This is a genomic window from Planococcus sp. TJ-201 (assembly GCF_058268495.1).
In genome coordinates this window covers 48,780-66,156 of the sequence record NZ_JBZDOG010000010.1, presented here as the reverse complement: position 1 = coordinate 66,156, position 17,377 = coordinate 48,780, and the positions used below count along the sequence as shown (strand labels likewise).

Here is a 17,377-nt window from a genome sequence, read left to right as displayed (position 1 = left end):
GGATGTATTTTGCGTATATGCTTTTTTGAAGTTGAACAGGCGCTTGCGCTTTTCTTTGTGTCCAGACTCCAGCTGCCAGCTCCTCGAGTCGCTTCAGCCTTTCCGGAAATGGCTAAGGAACGCCATTACCGGCAAGGCTTCCAGCGCTTGTCGGAGCTAAACGGCAGCTTGCGCTTTTCTTTGTTAAATAAAGTTTTTTTCATCTGGCTTGCTGATTGGGTCGGCGTTGCGTTTGTCTTTTTTTTCTGCCGGTTCTTCGTAGTGTTGGTCATCCAGTTCGACTGCTTTTTCTTCGCGGTCTTCTTCTATAGAACGGAGACCTTCTGATTCCAGTTTGTCGTTTTGAATGGCCGTCTTTTCGTCTTCCGGCAATTCAAATGCGTCATGCGCGTCCTTGTTGACGTAAAGCAAGAGCTTGCCGTTTTGAACGTCGCGGTAAAAATGCTCAGATTCATTTTCATCGATTCCCATGTTTAAGAAAGCTTGATGAATCCGTTCATTTCCAGTCAAGAACGTCGCGAACCGATCCGCCCAACTGCCTTCTGATGCATGCACTTCAACATCCGACTTGCCTCTTACGAGCGACAACTGGTCATCGGACTTCGCCATCACGTACATGTCTTTGTCCACATGTCCGTCTTTCTTCAATTCTTCGATTTTCTTTAAAACAGTTTCCTGTGAATCGTACGTTTCGATAAATCGATTTGGCATTGTGATCTCTCCTTAAAAGGGGTTATTGTATTTTACCCTTGCACGGGAGGCATGAAACACCACTTATTTTGCGGAAAGAATTTCACAAACACGTCCAACCTGACCATCCGTCAGACGTACTTTGATGCCATGTGGATGGGTAGCAGAGTTTGTCAACAAATCTTTGACAACGCCTTGTGTCTTTTTCCCTGAACGCTGATCCTGCTTTAAAATTACATTGACTTCAATTCCTGGTTTCACGTCACTTCTTTTTTTACCGTCCATGCTTATCCCTCCTTGCTTTCTTTTACTATACGCTATTCGTTTCGAGCCGACAAAAAAAGCCGCATTCGCATCACCGAAAAACCGGCATATGTTTACCGCGACATGCCGTGTAAAAAACCATTTGGTCAAAATAAAAAAGGCGGGGAGCAGTCCCCGCCTCGTATTGCATATCACTGATTATAACCGATCACGGTCAGTGCGGTTTTTATTGTTTAATTTGTCGTCTGTTAAGTTGGTGTCTTCATCAATATCCGCTTCTTCACGGCGGACAGTTTCGTTGATGGTTTCTGTATCTTGTACTTTGCGTTTTCCAACTACAATTTCTTCAGCCACTACGTCTTTTTTCGTAACTTCGACGCGTTCTTCGGTTACCGGAATGTGGATGTTTTCGCCTTCCTGATAAGCATCTCCAGTTAACCCAGATTTGTTATCAAACGAATTTCCTGTTGTTTCTTCATTTACAGGGCGGCGTTCCACATACACTTCTTCGCGCTCAACTGGCACTTCCACCGATTGAGTTTCTTCAACAACGTGCTTGCCAACATTGACTTCGCCTGTTTGCACGCGTTCTTTGTCGACTTGCAAGCGTTCTTCATGAAGACGAAGCTTTTCTTCTTCTGTATCTGCAGTAGGGTTTAGCCCTTTGTCAGAATCACTTAAATGGTCTGTTGGATGGTCATCAACTTTGCGATCTGATCCAAGTCCAAATCCCGTGCCTGAATCTTTTCCGACGCCAGCAGTTTCATCTGTATCACGGCTGAACATATCGTCTTTTTTATTGTAGTACGTATCATTCTCAGCATTTGTATCCACTGTAAGCCCATCTGTGCTCACCGCTTCATCGTCCATGTGGTTTCTGCTAGTTCCAACTCCAGTAGCTCCAGCTGCACCCATCGTGCCTGCTGCGCCACTTGTTGAAGTGTTGTCGTATGGCGCTTGCCCCTCGTAGTTTGCACCATATTCACGGTCTACAAACAAGAGAATTTTGCCGTTTTGCACTTCGTTGTAGTAACGGTCTGCTTCTGCTTCATCTACGCCCATTCCAGAGAATGCTTCACGCGAAGATTCATTTCCTGAAAGGAAGCCCATGAACTTATCCATCCAGTTTCCTTCAGATGATTTGTAATCGACATCTGTCCGCCCGCGTACCATGGAAATTTGGTCTTTATCCCGTGCCATTACGTACATATCATCTTCACTAGATCCTTGTGCTTTCATTTCCTCGATTTTCTTCAATACTTCCGTTTCGCTGTCGAACGTTCCCATAAATTTATTGTTGGCCATTTTTCTATTCCTCCAATTTTATGATGCGTATTTTGAAAATGCTTGCTTAGTCTAGGAAATACCCGGCATGTCTATTCTTAAACATTGTGAATTGTTAAGACTTCATGTGCATACTTTTATTCGACTTGTCTGTCCCAATGGCGGTGAGCTGTAATGGCTTCTAAAAATGTCGCTGTAAAGTTGGCGGCATCGCTTGCCGTTACAACTCCTGGCTGGCTTTCAATGCCTGCTGCTTCGATCCATTGCTGACCATCGTGCGTCGCACCGATTGGCTTGTAATGATCGAATGCTTCGCCAATATAACGCGCCGCTTCTTTGGCAAATTTTCTGCTGACATCCGGTCCGCCCACTGCGTAAATCGCATCATACAAAACAGGATCCGTGGTAGTAAATGTATGGTCGACCTCGAGCTCTTTGCCGTTTGCGCCTGTCAAGTTGCCTTGCATCTCGCTGACCACTTCGTACTGCACGCCTTTTGCTTCAAGTCCTTCGAGAATCTCCAGCAGTTCTGCATCGTTAAAGCCTTTATCTGCAAGAACTCCCACTTTGCGCGTTGCAGGAGACTTGATCGTATTGTCCAAGCTCAACGCTGGCGAAGATTTTGTCACATCAGAACCGCCGCTTGTTGGAGGAGTTACGCCAATATTTTGGGCAACTGCCTGCGCCATTTCCAAATTAACGTTGGTGAACATCTCAACAGCGCCTTCGCGAATCCACCTTTCTTGGCATTTTCCAAGTTCAAAACTGAAAGCCTCGATAATATGCTTTCGTTCCGGTTCGGTCATGCTGTTCCAGAACATGGTTGCTTGCGAAAAGTGATCTTTAAAACTCTCACTGCGCGCGCGCACTTTTCGGCCTTCCATTTTTTCCTCGTAATGAGAGTAACCGCCATCTGCCTCACTTACAGGAGCAGGAGTGTTATTGGTAAACGAGCTCTTCTGATAAGAGACCCGACCTTTATTGATTGTTTGGCGCCCAAAGCCGTCCCGTTGGTTATTGTGGAATGGACAAACTGGGCGATTGATCGGCAATTCATGGAAATTCGGCCCATTTAAACGGAGCAGCTGGGTATCGGTATAAGAAAACAGACGGCCCTGCAGCAACGGATCATTGGAAAAATCTATTCCTGGTACGACATGTCCTGGATGGAACGCTACTTGTTCTGCTTCCGCAAAGACATTATCGACATTGCGGTTCAAGGTCATCTTACCGACCATTTGAATTGGAATTTCTTCCTGCGGCCATAACTTCGTCGCGTCCAGCAAATCAAAGTCAAACTTATGCTCGTCTTCCTCTGCGATAATTTGAACACCTAGCTCCCACTCTGGAAAATCTCCTTTTTCGATGGAGTCATACAGATCACGACGATTAAAGTCCGGGTCTTTCCCGGCAATTTTCTGGGCTTCGTCCCAGACTAATGAATGTGTGCCCAGCGTCGATTTCCAGTTAAATTTGACGAAATGCGACTTGCCTTCCGCGTTCACAAAACGGAATGCATGCACGCCAAAGCCATCCATCATGCGGAAGCTGCGTGGAATTGCGCGATCAGACATTAGCCACATCATCATGTGTGCGGTTTCCTGGTTGTTGATGACAAAATCCCATAAAGTATCATGGGCACTGGCAGCCTGCGGCATTTCGTTATGCGGCTCCGGCTTTACTGCATGAACAAAGTCCGGAAATTTAATAGCATCCTGAATAAAGAATACTGGCATATTGTTTCCGACTAGGTCATAATTTCCTTCTTCTGTATAAAATTTCGTTGAAAATCCGCGAACGTCTCTTACTGTTTCTGCAGAGCCTTTTGATCCGGCTACAGTAGAAAAGCGAACAAAGACAGGCGTTTTTTTGCCTTTTTCAGATAGAAACTTAGCTTTTGTCAAGTTTTCCAGAGATTCGTATGCTTCAAATTCACCATGTGCAGCATATCCTCTTGCATGAACGACGCGTTCCGGAATACGTTCATGGTCGAAATGAGTCATTTTTTCCCGAAAATGAAAATCCTCCAACAAAGTAGGACCTCTTTCACCGGCTTTCAATGAGAATTCATCTTCTGCCATCTTCAGTCCCTGGTTGGTCGTCAAGCTTTTTCCGGAATCATCTACCCGGTATTGCTCTAATTGTTCGTCTTTGCTGTTTTCGTTCACTTTGGGCTCTTTTGCCATTTCGCCACTCCTTTGGGTTTTTTTATTCTTTCTTCTATTCCCCTGTCTTCTTTTATAAAACAAATCTTTATTCTCTTTTTTATAAAAAAATTCCCCCGTGAGCTTCTGAAAGCCTACGAGGGAATGGATTAAAAAATACTTAAATCCCATTCTTTTGATATTTGCCGCAGCATCATGGTGCCTGCTGCGCTGTTTCCCTGAACATCGATAGCAGGTCCATAAACGCCAATGCCGGCACCTGCCCGAAACTCGTTTGTTTGCGAGTGAAGCTTCGGCGGAACTGCCGCCATGATGCCGCCGGACACACCGCTTTTCGCCGGAATACCGACATGTGCTGCAAAATTTCCGGAGGAATTGTACATGCCGCATGTGACCATGAGCACTTTGGCAACCTGTGCAATTTCTTCAGAAAAGTGCTTGACCTTGGTAATTGGGTTGAATCCGTCATAAGCAATAATCAAACCAATCAATGCCAAGTCCTTGGTACTTACTTTGATTGAACATTGGCGAATGTAAATATCCAATGCTTCTTCTACTTCGATATCCAGAAATTTCGCTTCTTTCAAATAGTACGCAAGTGCACGGTTTCGGTGTGAAGATTGCCATTCTGAATCATACACTTCCTTATCAAGTTCAAGCGGGTGGCCCACCAGTTCTTCCAGAAATTCCAGCAAAAATTCATATTTCTTCTGGCTTGTCTGGCCTGGCAGCAAAGCCGAAATCGTTATCGCTCCTGCATTGATAAAGGGATTGAACGGCTTGTTTGGCCGATGAATTTCGAATGGAATAATTGAATTAAATGCTTCTCCAGTCGGCTCTACATCCACTCTTTCCAAAACAAAATCTAAGCCGTAATGGCGGCTCAAGGCGATGAATGTTAATGCTTTGGAAATGCTCTGCAAAGTGAATTCTTTTGTCGTGTCCCCTGCACAATAATAGTTTCCTTCATCGTCGACCATACAGATTCCCAGCTGGCTTGGGTCTTCTTTTCCAAGTGCCGGTATATATTGTGCCGTCGTCCCTAATATGGCGTGGCCTTTGTTGTCTTTTACCCAAGCCTCTAATTGTTCCTGAATGTGCGGATTGTTTTGCACTGCCATCCCTCCTTCAACTTCTTTCTTCCCATCATGAATGAAAGCCGTTGCCTTTGTCAAAAAAGCATGCCATAAAAAAATCTTCCCCGTCGTTCGGGGAAGATTCCTTTTATACTTTATCGTACCAAGCTTTAGCAGCTTCAACTTCCGGCATTGTTAACTGATGGCCAAAATCTTCCCAATGCAGATCAACTGCAGCGCCTGCATCTTTTAACAACTTTTCAAGATCGGTTGACTCTTCTGCCGGACAAATTGGATCGTTAGTACCAGCTGCTATAAAGACTGGAACCCCGGTTAAATCAGGCAGGGTCGTTTTACGATTTGGTACCATCGGGTGATGCAGACTCGCGCCTTTTAATGAATCCGAATAAGTGAACAACAAATTGGCCGCTATGTTGGCACCGTTTGAATAGCCGACGGCAATGACGTTTTTGCGGTCAAAACCATGCTCTTGAGCCGCCTGTCCAATAAATTCATGCAGTTCTTCTGTACGGAGTTTCAAATCTTCCATATCAAATACGCCTTCAGACAAGCGTTTGAAAAAGCGCGGCATGCCATTTTCGGATACATTTCCGCGGACGCTTAAAACTGAAGCCTCCGGGTCAATGTGAGCGGCAATTGCCAATAGGTCGTTTTCGTTTCCACCTGTGCCGTGAAGCATTAGAAATGTTGGTTTTGCGGGATTTGTACCTTGCTGAAAAATATGTTTCATTGATATAACCTCCAGTTTTAGTTTAAGTAAATTACTTTAAAGAACGTGCTTCATTCACCAGCTTTGCTTGGTTGAACTGACTAAGGCAGTTATTAGGCAGTCTAAAACCGTTCCCTATTTTTCACAAAAAGAAACTTATCTCGAATTCAAGATAATAATACCATAGATTTTCTATTCTTCCAATAAAAACGGCCCATCGCATATATTTTGCATGGGCCGTGTAGAGTTATTAAGTTTGAGGATTCAGCATATCTTCCAAGTTTTCTTTTGAAAACAAATAATTTTCGTTGCAGAAATGGCATTGTGCTTCTGCTTTGCCGTCTGTGACGATCATGTCTTCAATTTCAGCCGAGCCAAGACTTTGGATAGCTCTGGAAATTCGGTCTCTGGAGCACTGGCATTGAAATTGGACTGGCATTTCATCAAGCACATGAACATTGCCGATTCCTAACACTTCGTTCAGGATATCTTCTGGCGTAAGACCTGCCCGGACCATATTGGAAATGGTCGGAATGACTTTCAAACGCTCTTCGATTTCCACAATGACTTTTTCTTCTGTCCCCGGCAGCAACTGAATAATAAACCCACCAGAAGCCTGGATGGTGTTATCCGGATTAACAATAACGCCAACACCTACAGATGATGGAATTTGCTCAGAAGTCACAATATAATGGGTAAAATCGTCTCCCAGTTCACCGGATACGATAGGAACTTGCCCGACAAACGGCTGAAGCAAACCAATATCTTTGGATACTGACAATGTCCCTTCTGTACCAACAGCTCTTCTGACATCAAGCTTGCCTTGCTCATTTAAATCGAAATGAGTCAAAGGGTTGGTCACGTATCCGCGAACTTCTCCTTTAGCGTTTGCATCGACTAAGATGGTTCCGATTGGACCACCTCCGTTGATGCGGATGGTCAATTTTTCTTCGCCTTTCATCATGGCGCCAAGCATTACACTTGCTGTCATCGAACGCCCAAGTGCAGCTGATGCCGTTGGCCACGTATAATGGCGGCGTTGTGCTTCTCCTACCGTTTCAGTCGTACGTGCAGCATAGGCGCGCACTTGCCCATCATAGGCTAAAGCTTTTACTAAATAATCGTTCATCGTTTTCTTCCTTTCTACTTAAGCTTCCTATAATTGAGTCACTTGTTTTTTTAAACGTACTTTATCAGGAGTAACGTCATCACCAAGCGGGTCAATGACCTTCATGCTGGTCACAGTCGACTCCACCTGACCGCGTATTGACCGCAAATAATCTTCGCGCAATACTTGCCGTTCTACGATCTCAGCATTTGTCAGTCCTTCTTCACGTGCTTTTTTCGCCAATTGGTTGATGCGCGGCAAAATTCCGATCATAGTGTTCCCTCTTTTCATCTTTATCCGACCAGCTTTTGAGATAGCCACTCGGTTAGTTTCCGTGTTTTTTCCTGAAATCGCTCTTCCTTCATTTTCTCGGAAAGCAATGAGATGGTTTCCTGCTCCATCCGGAAACGCCAAGCATTTTCTGCTTCCAGCATTAAGTCCGTTAACAGGCAGCACCGCTCAGGCTCTTCCAGTTCCAACAAATCGCCCAATACCCCACTGGGTGAATACAGTGACTGTTGTCCTTCAATGGCAACGTATATATCGAATACACTTATTTCTTGTGGTTTTTTATTGAGTTTAAATCCACCCTTTACCCCTGGTACGGAGGTGATCAAGCCTGCACTGACCAACTTTCTTAACAGTTTCTGAAAATAGGTCGGGGAAGTGCCGAGCTGCTGGCTGATCGCTTCTCCCGGAAGCACTGCTTTGTCCGGCAGCATGTTTAACAAAAGTATGGCATATACGGATTGTTCTACACCTGGTTTCATATGCACCCAAATCACCCTCTTTCAATTACGGATAAAAATTATCCTCGTTATCCACATTAAACTATCTCAAATTAAAAGTAAATAATTATGCTCGTACTCCTGGGAGAGCAAAAAAGACCACCCGCATTGGATGGTCTAAGCTTCTTGTTATTTAAATGATTAACTTGTTCGTATACTTAAACCATGCAAAAGCTAAACGATTCCGGATACCGCACCGTATGCCAGCGCCAGTAAAATGACAAAAGCCGGATGGATTTTCCTGATTTCAAGCAGCCAATAGCTGACAATGATCAGAATCACCGTCTGCACAGTGCCTGAAGTATCAACTGAGGTCATAAAAAATTGCAGTGTCATGGCGCCCAGCAATACAGCAATAACCGGACGGACGAGTTTTGTGATATTTTTGACTTTCGGCGAATCTTTGTATTTCAAAAGCGTCACCATTAAAGCGACCATCAAAATAAGTGACGGTGCCACAGAAGCGAACAAAGCGACTATCGACCCCAATATACCGCCTTCCATATAGCCGATGTAACCCGCCATTTTTGTAGCGATTGGACCTGGCAGCGCGTTTCCTAAAGCCAACACCTCACCAAATTCTTGCGTTGTCATCCAGCCATAACGGTCCACTACTTCTTTTTCCACAAGAGGAATCGAAGCAGGTCCGCCTCCATAACCTAAAATACCAGGGATGAAAAATGCCAAAAAAATGGACCAGTAAATCATTTTGACCCCACCCCTTTCTTAAAGGTAGTTAAGGAAAGAATCAAAACACCTAGTATGACAAACGCCGGATGGATATTCAGCAGTTCCAGCAAGACGATGGCAATGGCTGTAAACAGAATCGCGCGACCCATCCCCAAAGACTTGCCCGACTTTTCAAAGAAATCCCATGTCATTACCGCCAGCATAACGCCAACGACTGGCACGACTGCGGCTGACATGCTGTTGACCCATTCAAGATCTTTGTACCTTTGCAAAACTCCCAAAAGGACAATCATCATGACCACTGTCGGAACAACTGAAGCGGCCAAAGCGATCAGGCATCCCATCATCCCATTGACACGATAGCCAATGTAGCCCGCCATTTTTGTGGCAATTGGCCCCGGCATAGTATTGCCTAACGCTAAGGTATCGCCAAACTCATCTTCGGTCATCCATTTATAATTGATAACGGCTTCACGATGAAAAAGTGGGATAGCGGCTGGCCCGCCGCCGAATCCAAGAAGGCCGACGCGGAAAAAAGCGAGAAAAAGATCTCTATTGGTTTTCAAGTTGGAGTGTTCCCTTTTCTTTTTCTCTGCTTTTCTAGCGCTTACCAAGCAGCCACCGCGCCGTCTGTCCGCGATTCGGTGCCTCCGGCTAGAACGCCTGTTTCCGGATTCCGCCAAATAATCTGCCCTCTGCCGAAACTGCCGCCATCTGTTGCAACTTGAATGTGATGGCCTTTACGGGCTAAAGCCTGTACTAGGTAATTTGGGAAACTTGGTTCCACAAGAATGGTTTTCCCTTCCATCCACTGCCACCTAGGTGCATCGAGTGCAGCCTGCGGATTCATTAAATAATCAATGGTATTTGTCACTACTTGGAAATGGCCTTGCGGCTGCATATAACCGCCCATTACACCAAACGGTCCGACAGCTTTTCCGTCTTTTGTGAGAAATCCTGGAATGATGGTGTGGAACGTCCGCTTTCCGCCTTCTAGTACATTCGGATGCTCAGGATCCAAGGAAAAGTCAGCTCCGCGGTTTTGCAAGCCAATTCCAGTTTCTGGAATAACAATTCCTGAGCCAAAGCCCATGTAATTGCTTTGAATATAAGAAATCATATTCCCTTCTTCATCTGCCGCAGACAAGTAAACCGTACCGCCTTTAGGCAATTCATATGGCTCTGGGTCTGAAGCAGTTTCCCCGATCGATTTCGCACGAGATGCAGCATACTCTTCAGATAACAGGTGCTCTGTACTAACCGGCATATTTTCAGGTTCTGTAATAAATGCTTTGCCATCCGTAAACGCCAGTTTCATCGCTTCAATCTGTTCGTGGAACGTGTCTGCAGACTGCCATTTCGGCTGACCGAGCTCTTTGAAAATATTCAACGCCATCAAAGCAACCATTCCTTGCCCATTTGGTGGAATTTCCCATACTTCGTAGCCCCGATATTTTGCTGAGACTGGTTCAACCCACTCGGGCTCGAACGCTTCCAAATCTTCTTTGGATAAGAAGCCATCATGTTTTTTCATAAAGGCATCAATTTTATCAGCAATCGCCCCTTCATAAAATGAACGCGCATCGGTTTGTCCAATTTCTTTTAAAGTAGCAGCATGTCCCGGAGATGACCACATTTCGCCCACTTCAGGTGCACGGCCATCGGGTGCGAATGTATCGAACCAACCTTGGTATTCTTCGCCTGTAAATGTGGTTTTGTATTTCGCATAGGCACCTTTCCAGTATTTCCCGAGAATCGGCGTTAGCGGATATCCTTCTTCTGCGTAACGGATCGCTGGCTTCAGTGCTTCAGCAAGCGTCAACTTGCCGAACTTCTTCGACAATTCTGCCCACGCAGCCGGAACTCCGGGAACCGTCACTGGCACTAAGCCAAATGTCGGCATTTTATCAAATCCAAGCGCCTTGACTGCTTCTGGTGAAATGCTTTTGGGTGCGGGGCCGGAGCTGTTTAAGCCGTGCAGTTTGTCTTTGACCCAAACCAAAGCAAACGCATCTCCTCCAATTCCATTCGAAGTTGGCTCGACAACCGTTAAAGCAGCAGCCGTTGCAATCGCTGCATCAATCGCATTTCCTCCATTTTGCATAACTTCAATGCCAGCCTGTGCTGCCAGCGGCTGAGAAGTAGCCACCATTCCTTTTTTTGAAAATACGGTATGGCGTTGTGATGCAAACGGATGGTTTAAATAGTCCATGAAAATTCCTCCTGTCAGTATAAAAGCCGGATACGGAAACACTTCCCGCATTCGGCTTATGGTTATCCGGCAAAATGGCAAGCAGCAAAATGATCTTTTTCGTGTTCAATAAATGCTGGTTTGTCCACTTTGCATTTTTCCTGTGCGATAGGGCAGCGCGTGTGGAAAGGGCAGCCTGAAGGCGGGTTTGACGGATTTGGCATATCTCCCACCAGACGCACCCGTTCCTTTTTCGCATTTACGGTTGGCCGCGGAATCGCAGACAACAAAGCCTGTGTGTAAGGATGAAGTGGATTCTTAAAAATCTTTGAAACATCACTCATCTCTACAGTATGCCCTAAATACATAACCAATACACGGTCACAGAAATAACGAACCACTCCAAGATCATGTGAAATGAATAAATAAGACAGATTGTACTTTTCCTGCAGCGTTTTCAATAGCTTCAATATTTGCGCTTGTACCGAGACGTCCAACGCTGAAACAGCTTCATCGCAAATGATAAATTGCGGATTTAAAGCAATTGCCCGGGCAATTCCAATCCGTTGCCGCTGTCCGCCGCTGAACTCATGGGGGTACCGGTCATAATGCTCCGGCTTTAAACCCACTTCCTTCAATAAATCTTCCACTGCATCCCTTCTTTCCTGCAAGGGCATGCTGGTGTGCATTTTAAAGACCTCATCCAGCGCGTGTCCAACCCGCTGGCGTGGGTTTAAGGATGCGTATGGATCCTGAAAAATCATCTGCATTTCTTTGACGAACTTCTTCTTCTCTTTTCGCTTTAAATCTTGAATTTCCTGCTCGTTAAAGAAAATTTTTCCATCGGTCAGCTCTTCCAATCCTAAAATGGTTCTGCCCAATGTCGATTTGCCGCATCCAGATTCTCCGACCACTCCAAGGCTTTCTCCTTTATAGAGCTTCAGGGAAACGGATTCTACCGCTTTCACATTCCCTTTTACGCGTTTTAAAACACCGGCTTTGATCGGGAAATATTTTTTAACACTGTCCAGCTCCAAAAGAATTTCAGACTTCGAGGGTGATTTTTCTTTGAGTGTCGTCAACTGGCTCCACCTCCTTGTCTACAAGCCAACAACTGGCATAATGCTCTTTTCCAGCCTTGAATTCCGGCGGCACATCTGTTTTGCATTTATCCATCGCGAACTTGCAGCGAGGGTGGAAACGGCAGCCTGATATTTTTTCATTCAACCCTGGCATATTCCCTGGAATTGGTTCTAATTCAAACTCTGGATCGTCTACATTCGGTACCGAATTCAACAAGCCGATTGTATAGGGATGCTGAGGGTTTTCAAAAATTTCACGTACGGGTCCTTCTTCAATTTTTTTGCCGGCATACATGACCATGACGCGGTCGGCGACTTCTGCCACAACTCCCATGTCGTGTGTGATCATTAATACACCCATATTCATTTTATCCTTCAAGTCTTTGATCAAATCCAAAATTTGTGCCTGGATTGTTACATCCAAAGCGGTTGTCGGTTCGTCTGCAATTAGTAAGCTCGGGTGGCAGGCAAGTGCCATGGCAATCATGACACGCTGCCTCATCCCGCCGCTAAGTTCGTGTGGATACTGATTCAACCGTTTTTCAGCATTTGGCAGCCCCACTTGCCTGAGCAATTCAATGCTTTGTTTGTTGGCTTCTGTCTTTGATAGTTTATGGTGCAGGAACAGCGGCTCGCGCAACTGATAACCAATGGTCAGCACCGGATTCAAAGCAGTCATCGGCTCCTGAAAAATCATGGACATCTTATTGCCGCGAAGCTGCCGCATCTGCTCATTCGAAAGTTTTTGGAGAGATTCACCATCCAGTAAAATCTCTCCGTTTTCAATCGTGCCATTTGAGGGCAGCAGCCGCATGACGGATAGAGAAGTAATGCTTTTGCCGCAACCAGACTCTCCAACGATACAGAGAGTCTCCCCTTTATTCACATGAAAAGAGACATCTCTGACCGCTTGTAATGAACCATCCGCTGTACGAAACGACGTTACTAAATTCTTAACTTCCAGTAATGCCTCTGCCATACTTTCCCTACTCTCTTGTTACGTCTTGTAAGAACCATTGTCCGTTTGGATCCAATTGAAGGCCTTGGATTGATTCGTCAGTAGCAGCCGTCACGACACCATGGTACATAACAATTGCTACATCCTCGTCCAACATTAATTGGTTCGCCTGTGCCAAATAATTTTCACGCTCTTCCTGATCGACTGTCGTGCGTGATGCTTCGACCAGTTCATCAAATTCAGGGTTGCTGTATTGTGCACGGTTGGATGCGCCGACGTTATCTGAATGGAAGTTCGGATAGAACATTTCAGAACCGTCACTTGTTACGTTTGACCAGCTCAAGAATGTTAAGTCGTATTCACCTGCACGAGCTGTGTCCAAGAACGTTGCCCATTCCATTGTTTCAATTTCTACTGTAAATCCAGCTTCCGTCAATTGAGACTGTACAATTTCTGCCATTAAGACAAAATTATCGCGGTTAGCAGCAAGCAACTTAATCGGCTCGTCGCCAAATCCGTTTTCTTCGACTAATTGTTTGGCTGCTTCTGGGTCGTAGGCAGTTCCCGCGTCGTCTGCTGATTCGTCATAGCCGAAAATTTGCGGCCCAAGAACGCTGTCGCTTCTGACACCCAGTCCGTTCAAGTTCTCTACGAATGCATCACGATCGATTGCACTTGCCACTGCTTTTCGGAAATCCGGATTTTGGTTGCGTTCTGTCGAATGATTGAACGTTAAGTAATAAACCGGTGTTCCTTCTTTTTTCGTCACTTCAACATTTTCCAATGATTCAACGCGTGATAATTGTTCTGACGGCAAAGCATCGATAAAGTTCACTTCGCCCGTTTGCAGCATGGAAATGGCTGTAGAAACTTCAGGTACGACTTTGTATGTCACTCTGTCTAAATCTGGAGCGCCATCCCAATAGTCTTCATTTTTCTCCAATACAATTTGATCTCCCTGATTCCAGCTTGCGAATTTGAAAGGCCCGGTGCCTACTGGCTCTTGCATCAAATCTTGGGCTTCATCAGCTGTTGGTGAAATAATAGCTGCGTTTGAGTGTGACAAAGCCGCCAACAACGGTCCATATGGATATTTCGTTTTTATCTCTACTGTTGTTTCATCAATTGCGGTTACAGTATCGATTGGCTCCAGCAAAGAAGCCCGCGGAGCAGCAGTAGCAGGATCAATCAACTTTTCAAACGTATACTTTACTGCTTCCGCATTAAATGGGGTACCATCCTGAAATTCGATTCCCTCTTTTAATGTGATAACCCATGTCAGCTCGTCTGGATTTTCATAAGACTCGGCTAATTGCGGCTCGAGTTCCATTGTTTCAGGGTTGCGTTCAAACAGGTTTTCATAGATCTGTGACATAACACTCGAAGATACCGAGTCGTTCGTCATAGTTGGCGAAAGCCCTACTGCGTCCGTTGTAGAAGCATAAATTACTTCCTGCTCAGCAGCTTCTGAAGATGTTTCGCCTTCATCACCTCCGCCTTCTGCGCCTTCAGGAATTGTACTCTCTGAACATGCACTTAAAATCAGCAATCCGATTAATGTTAATAAAAGCAGCCATTGTTTCTTCATCAATAACGTCCCCCTATATGTTTTATTGTTGTAAATCCATATTCGGATCAAGCGCATCCCGCAGGCCGTCGCCTAATACGTTAAAAGCAAAAACAGTCAACATGATCGCGATTCCCGGCACAATGGTTAAATGAGGTGAAGACCACATGAAATCCTGTCCTTGCGAAATCATGGCTCCCCATTCAGGGGTTGGTGGCTGTGCACCTAGCCCTAAATAGCTGAGTGCAGCTGTCGATAAGATAGCTGTAGCCATTCGCATCGTAGCAAAAACGATAATGGGAGCAGAAGCATTCGGCAAAATATGGCGGACCATAATCCGCAAGTCGGATGCCCCCATCGACCGCATGGCCATAATGTATTCTTTTTCTTTTATAGATAATACCGAGCCTCGGACAATACGAGCACAGGTTGGAATCGACCAAATACTGATGGCGATCGCTACGTTCACTAGGCTTGTTCCAAGAATGGCAATGATCAGCATCGCCAGCAAAATACCAGGAAATGAAAACAGCAAATCGACAAAGCGCATGATGACAGCATCCATTTTCCGGTAATAACCAGCCAACATGCCGAGGATGATGCCGCCTACAAGTCCCAATACGACGGCCACACTCCCTACAACAAGAGAAATTCGTGCACCATAGACGATACGGCTCCAGACATCGCGGCCATAATTATCTGTCCCCAACCAATGCCCCTCACTGAAAACCGGCATCTCTCTGTTTGCTAAATTTTGTGTGATGGGATCATGAAACGTAATAAATGGAGCAAAGATGGCAATTAGCACTTGAAGAATGACAATCGCCAGGCCAACAATCGCCAACCTATTTTTTAACAATCGCCGAATTGTTGTAATGTAGTATTTTTCTCTTTTTTTCGGTTTCAATTCGACAGTGTCCGCTGTTGTCATAGCTCCCCCTCCTCCCTATTCATATTTGATGCGTGGATCAATATACGTATAAACGATATCCACCATGAGGTTGACGATGACGAACAAGGTTGCTACGAGCAGCACGGATCCTTGAACCATTGGAAAATCCCTGGCTGCAATCGCATCGATCATTAACCGGCCAACACCATTAATGGCAAATACTTTTTCTGTAATAATCGTGCCGCCCAGCAAGAAACCGAAATTCAATCCAATAACTGTGATGATGGGTATCATGGCATTTTTCAACGTATGGATCCATATCACATTTCTTTCTCTGACCCCTTTTGCCCGTGCAGTCCGCACGTAATCCGCACGAATCACTTCCAGCATGGACGATCGGGTCATTCGGGCAATCATTGCTGCCGACCCTGTTCCCAAAGTAATCGCCGGCAGAATCAATTCTTTAATGCCATCAATTGTATAGAAGGGATTCGACATCCCCCCAACCGGCAGCCACTGAAGATTTACAGCAAACACCAAAATCAGCAAGGCGCCCAGCCAAAAGTTCGGAATCGAAATCCCAGCAAGAGCAAACGTGGTTGCTGAAAGATCCAAAAAGGAGTTTTGCCTCAATGCAGAAACCAATCCTGTAATGACCCCAATGATTACCGCCACGATCATACTGGCGATGGCTAATTTCAAGGTGTTGGGGAATCGGACTATAATTGCGTCCGCGACCGGTTGAGCGGTTTGATACGAGTAGCCAAAATCTCCTTGAACCGCATTTCCTACATACCTTGCGTATTGTGTGAGGAATGGATCATTCAATCCCAGGTTGTCCCGAATTGCAGTAATGTCTGATTCTGTAGCGGTTGGCCCTCCAATAACTGCTGCTGGATCTCCTGGCGCGATATACATGGAAGAAAACACCAGAAATGAAATACCAAACAATAAGAACAACAACTGCAAAGCGCGACGTATTATTAAAGCAATCAATTCTCCACCTCCTAATCATTTGTTAAGCATTTATTTAATTTCACTTTCTAAAAGTAAATAAATTGATAATTTTGATTATAGAGCATGATTGCGAATAAATCCACACTATTTTTTCGAAAGGTTTATTTTTTTGTAAAATATCTTTCATAAAGTCTGTTTTTCTTTATTTTTTCCAACTTATTGTATATTTTTTACTTTTCACAAGCGAACGATTTAGTAAACATAAATACAATCGCCAATATTAAAAGCCTGCAGCTTTTTAGCTGCAGGCTAATTTCCCCCTACCATGACCATTTACCAAGAAACTAAACGGCCAGAGCGGTTGAACTGTTCCGTGCCACATAAAAAAACTGTAGACAAACTCGTATGAATCGAGTTTGTCTACAGTTAGTAACATGCAAGATTTTATAGTTTCATGCCGGTTCTGCTCTTGAAGCGCCGGAGAAGAATATGGCTTTCCACTCTGGTGATGCCATCGAGAGCATAAAGCTCTTCATTGATAAATTTTTCGAGACCGGCAAAATCATCTACCAAGACATGCATATGGAGCGTAGATGGACCAGTCATTTGGTAACAGCTGGCGACACTTGGGTTGTCTGCCAAAGTTTGAGCCACTTCAACCAAAGAAGCCGGTTCACAGTCCACTTCAAAAAATCCGGATACTTTTTTCCCAACTTTTTCGCTATTAATCACGACTGTAAAGCTCTCGATAACGCCGGCTTCCGTTAACTGATGGACTCTTTCTCGAATCGCCACGCGAGACAAATTCAGTTCCTTGCCAATATCTACATATGAAATCCGACCGTTTATGGTTAATAACTCTAATATTTTTCGATCGATCTGATCTAATTTCATGAATACACCTCATGCTTTTATTTTAACGTTTTCATTTTTTT

At 44.9% G+C, this 17,377-nt stretch carries 18 protein-coding genes; all 18 read right to left on the bottom strand.

The window, feature by feature from the left end; all coding sequences use genetic code 11:
• Nucleotides 1–183: 183 nt before the first annotated feature.
• A complete protein-coding gene (locus tag AC4EG4_RS17750) occupies nt 184–711 on the bottom strand; it encodes a YflT domain-containing protein (RefSeq protein WP_490977257.1) in 528 nt (175 codons plus the stop codon).
• Nucleotides 712–774: 63 nt separating this feature from the next.
• A complete protein-coding gene (locus AC4EG4_RS17745; RefSeq protein WP_490977256.1) occupies nt 775–975 on the bottom strand; it encodes a YwbE family protein in 201 nt (66 codons plus the stop codon).
• A 177-nt stretch (nt 976–1,152) separates the two neighbouring features.
• On the bottom strand, nt 1,153–2,259 hold the full coding sequence (locus tag AC4EG4_RS17740) for a DUF2382 domain-containing protein (RefSeq protein WP_490988567.1): 1,107 nt from the start codon (nt 2,257–2,259) through the stop codon (nt 1,153–1,155).
• 116 nt (nt 2,260–2,375) lie between these two features.
• Nucleotides 2,376–4,424 (bottom strand): catalase, encoded by a 2,049-nt coding sequence (locus tag AC4EG4_RS17735; protein ID WP_490988566.1) that lies wholly within the window; start codon nt 4,422–4,424, stop codon nt 2,376–2,378.
• A gap of 128 nt (nt 4,425–4,552) precedes the next feature.
• Nucleotides 4,553–5,524, bottom strand: coding sequence for a glutaminase A (gene glsA / locus AC4EG4_RS17730; RefSeq protein WP_490977253.1), 972 nt, complete (start codon nt 5,522–5,524; stop codon nt 4,553–4,555).
• Nucleotides 5,525–5,627: 103 nt separating this feature from the next.
• On the bottom strand, nt 5,628–6,230 hold the full coding sequence (locus AC4EG4_RS17725; RefSeq protein ID WP_490988565.1) for an alpha/beta hydrolase: 603 nt from the start codon (nt 6,228–6,230) through the stop codon (nt 5,628–5,630).
• Nucleotides 6,231–6,459: 229 nt separating this feature from the next.
• Nucleotides 6,460–7,338 carry an Hsp33 family molecular chaperone HslO gene (gene hslO / locus AC4EG4_RS17720; RefSeq protein ID WP_490977251.1) on the bottom strand — a complete coding sequence of 293 codons (879 nt, stop codon included), beginning with the start codon at nt 7,336–7,338 and terminating at the stop codon, nt 6,460–6,462.
• A gap of 27 nt (nt 7,339–7,365) precedes the next feature.
• Nucleotides 7,366–7,590, bottom strand: a complete 225-nt coding sequence (locus AC4EG4_RS17715) for a DUF896 domain-containing protein (protein ID WP_490977250.1) — start codon at nt 7,588–7,590, stop codon at nt 7,366–7,368.
• A 20-nt stretch (nt 7,591–7,610) separates the two neighbouring features.
• Complete coding sequence (locus AC4EG4_RS17710) at nt 7,611–8,093, bottom strand: RrF2 family transcriptional regulator (RefSeq protein ID WP_490977249.1); 483 nt, start codon at nt 8,091–8,093, stop codon at nt 7,611–7,613.
• A gap of 186 nt (nt 8,094–8,279) precedes the next feature.
• Nucleotides 8,280–8,813 carry a chromate transporter gene (locus tag AC4EG4_RS17705; protein WP_490977248.1) on the bottom strand — a complete coding sequence of 178 codons (534 nt, stop codon included), beginning with the start codon at nt 8,811–8,813 and terminating at the stop codon, nt 8,280–8,282.
• The gene (locus AC4EG4_RS17700; protein WP_490977247.1) at nt 8,810–9,361 is read right to left on the bottom strand and encodes a chromate transporter; all 552 of its coding nucleotides are present in this window, start codon (nt 9,359–9,361) and stop codon (nt 8,810–8,812) included. Before AC4EG4_RS17700 ends, AC4EG4_RS17705 begins: the two co-directional genes overlap by 4 nt.
• Nucleotides 9,362–9,402: 41 nt before the next feature.
• Complete coding sequence (locus AC4EG4_RS17695) at nt 9,403–11,007, bottom strand: gamma-glutamyltransferase family protein (RefSeq protein WP_490988564.1); 1,605 nt, start codon at nt 11,005–11,007, stop codon at nt 9,403–9,405.
• 62 nt (nt 11,008–11,069) lie between these two features.
• Entirely contained in the window at nt 11,070–12,068 is a 999-nt protein-coding gene (locus AC4EG4_RS17690) for an ABC transporter ATP-binding protein (RefSeq protein ID WP_490977245.1), read from the bottom strand.
• Nucleotides 12,031–13,047, bottom strand: a complete 1,017-nt coding sequence (locus AC4EG4_RS17685; protein ID WP_490988563.1) for an ABC transporter ATP-binding protein — start codon at nt 13,045–13,047, stop codon at nt 12,031–12,033. The genes AC4EG4_RS17690 and AC4EG4_RS17685 overlap by 38 nt, the downstream gene beginning before the upstream one ends.
• 7 nt (nt 13,048–13,054) lie before the next feature.
• Complete coding sequence (locus AC4EG4_RS17680; protein WP_490988562.1) at nt 13,055–14,614, bottom strand: ABC transporter substrate-binding protein; 1,560 nt, start codon at nt 14,612–14,614, stop codon at nt 13,055–13,057.
• Between the two features lie 22 nt (nt 14,615–14,636).
• Nucleotides 14,637–15,524: an ABC transporter permease gene (locus AC4EG4_RS17675; protein WP_490977242.1), complete on the bottom strand. Its 888-nt coding sequence runs from the start codon at nt 15,522–15,524 to the stop codon at nt 14,637–14,639.
• 15 nt (nt 15,525–15,539) lie between these two features.
• Complete coding sequence (gene nikB, locus AC4EG4_RS17670) at nt 15,540–16,481, bottom strand: nickel ABC transporter permease (protein WP_490977241.1); 942 nt, start codon at nt 16,479–16,481, stop codon at nt 15,540–15,542.
• Between the two features lie 405 nt (nt 16,482–16,886).
• A complete protein-coding gene (locus AC4EG4_RS17665) occupies nt 16,887–17,336 on the bottom strand; it encodes an Lrp/AsnC family transcriptional regulator (RefSeq protein WP_490977240.1) in 450 nt (149 codons plus the stop codon).
• Between the last annotated feature and the right edge of the window lie 41 nt (nt 17,337–17,377).

Excerpts from the sequence above, each read along its gene's own strand:
- AC4EG4_RS17725 (WP_490988565.1), bottom strand. The coding sequence starts at position 6,230 with ATGAAACATATTTTTCAGCAAGGTACAAATCCCGCAAAACCAACATTT.
- AC4EG4_RS17685 (WP_490988563.1), bottom strand. The coding sequence starts at position 13,047 with ATGGCAGAGGCATTACTGGAAGTTAAGAATTTAGTAACGTCGTTTCGT.
- AC4EG4_RS17675 (WP_490977242.1), bottom strand. The coding sequence starts at position 15,524 with ATGACAACAGCGGACACTGTCGAATTGAAACCGAAAAAAAGAGAAAAA.
- AC4EG4_RS17680 (WP_490988562.1), bottom strand. The coding sequence starts at position 14,614 with ATGAAGAAACAATGGCTGCTTTTATTAACATTAATCGGATTGCTGATT.
- AC4EG4_RS17740 (WP_490988567.1), bottom strand. The coding sequence starts at position 2,259 with ATGGCCAACAATAAATTTATGGGAACGTTCGACAGCGAAACGGAAGTA.
- hslO (WP_490977251.1), bottom strand. The coding sequence starts at position 7,338 with ATGAACGATTATTTAGTAAAAGCTTTAGCCTATGATGGGCAAGTGCGC.
- AC4EG4_RS17665 (WP_490977240.1), bottom strand. The coding sequence starts at position 17,336 with ATGAAATTAGATCAGATCGATCGAAAAATATTAGAGTTATTAACCATA.
- AC4EG4_RS17695 (WP_490988564.1), bottom strand. The coding sequence starts at position 11,007 with ATGGACTATTTAAACCATCCGTTTGCATCACAACGCCATACCGTATTT.
- glsA (WP_490977253.1), bottom strand. The coding sequence starts at position 5,524 with ATGGCAGTGCAAAACAATCCGCACATTCAGGAACAATTAGAGGCTTGG.
- AC4EG4_RS17745 (WP_490977256.1), bottom strand. The coding sequence starts at position 975 with ATGGACGGTAAAAAAAGAAGTGACGTGAAACCAGGAATTGAAGTCAAT.
- AC4EG4_RS17705 (WP_490977248.1), bottom strand. The coding sequence starts at position 8,813 with ATGATTTACTGGTCCATTTTTTTGGCATTTTTCATCCCTGGTATTTTA.
- AC4EG4_RS17715 (WP_490977250.1), bottom strand. The coding sequence starts at position 7,590 with ATGATCGGAATTTTGCCGCGCATCAACCAATTGGCGAAAAAAGCACGT.
- AC4EG4_RS17750 (WP_490977257.1), bottom strand. The coding sequence starts at position 711 with ATGCCAAATCGATTTATCGAAACGTACGATTCACAGGAAACTGTTTTA.
- AC4EG4_RS17735 (WP_490988566.1), bottom strand. The coding sequence starts at position 4,424 with ATGGCAAAAGAGCCCAAAGTGAACGAAAACAGCAAAGACGAACAATTA.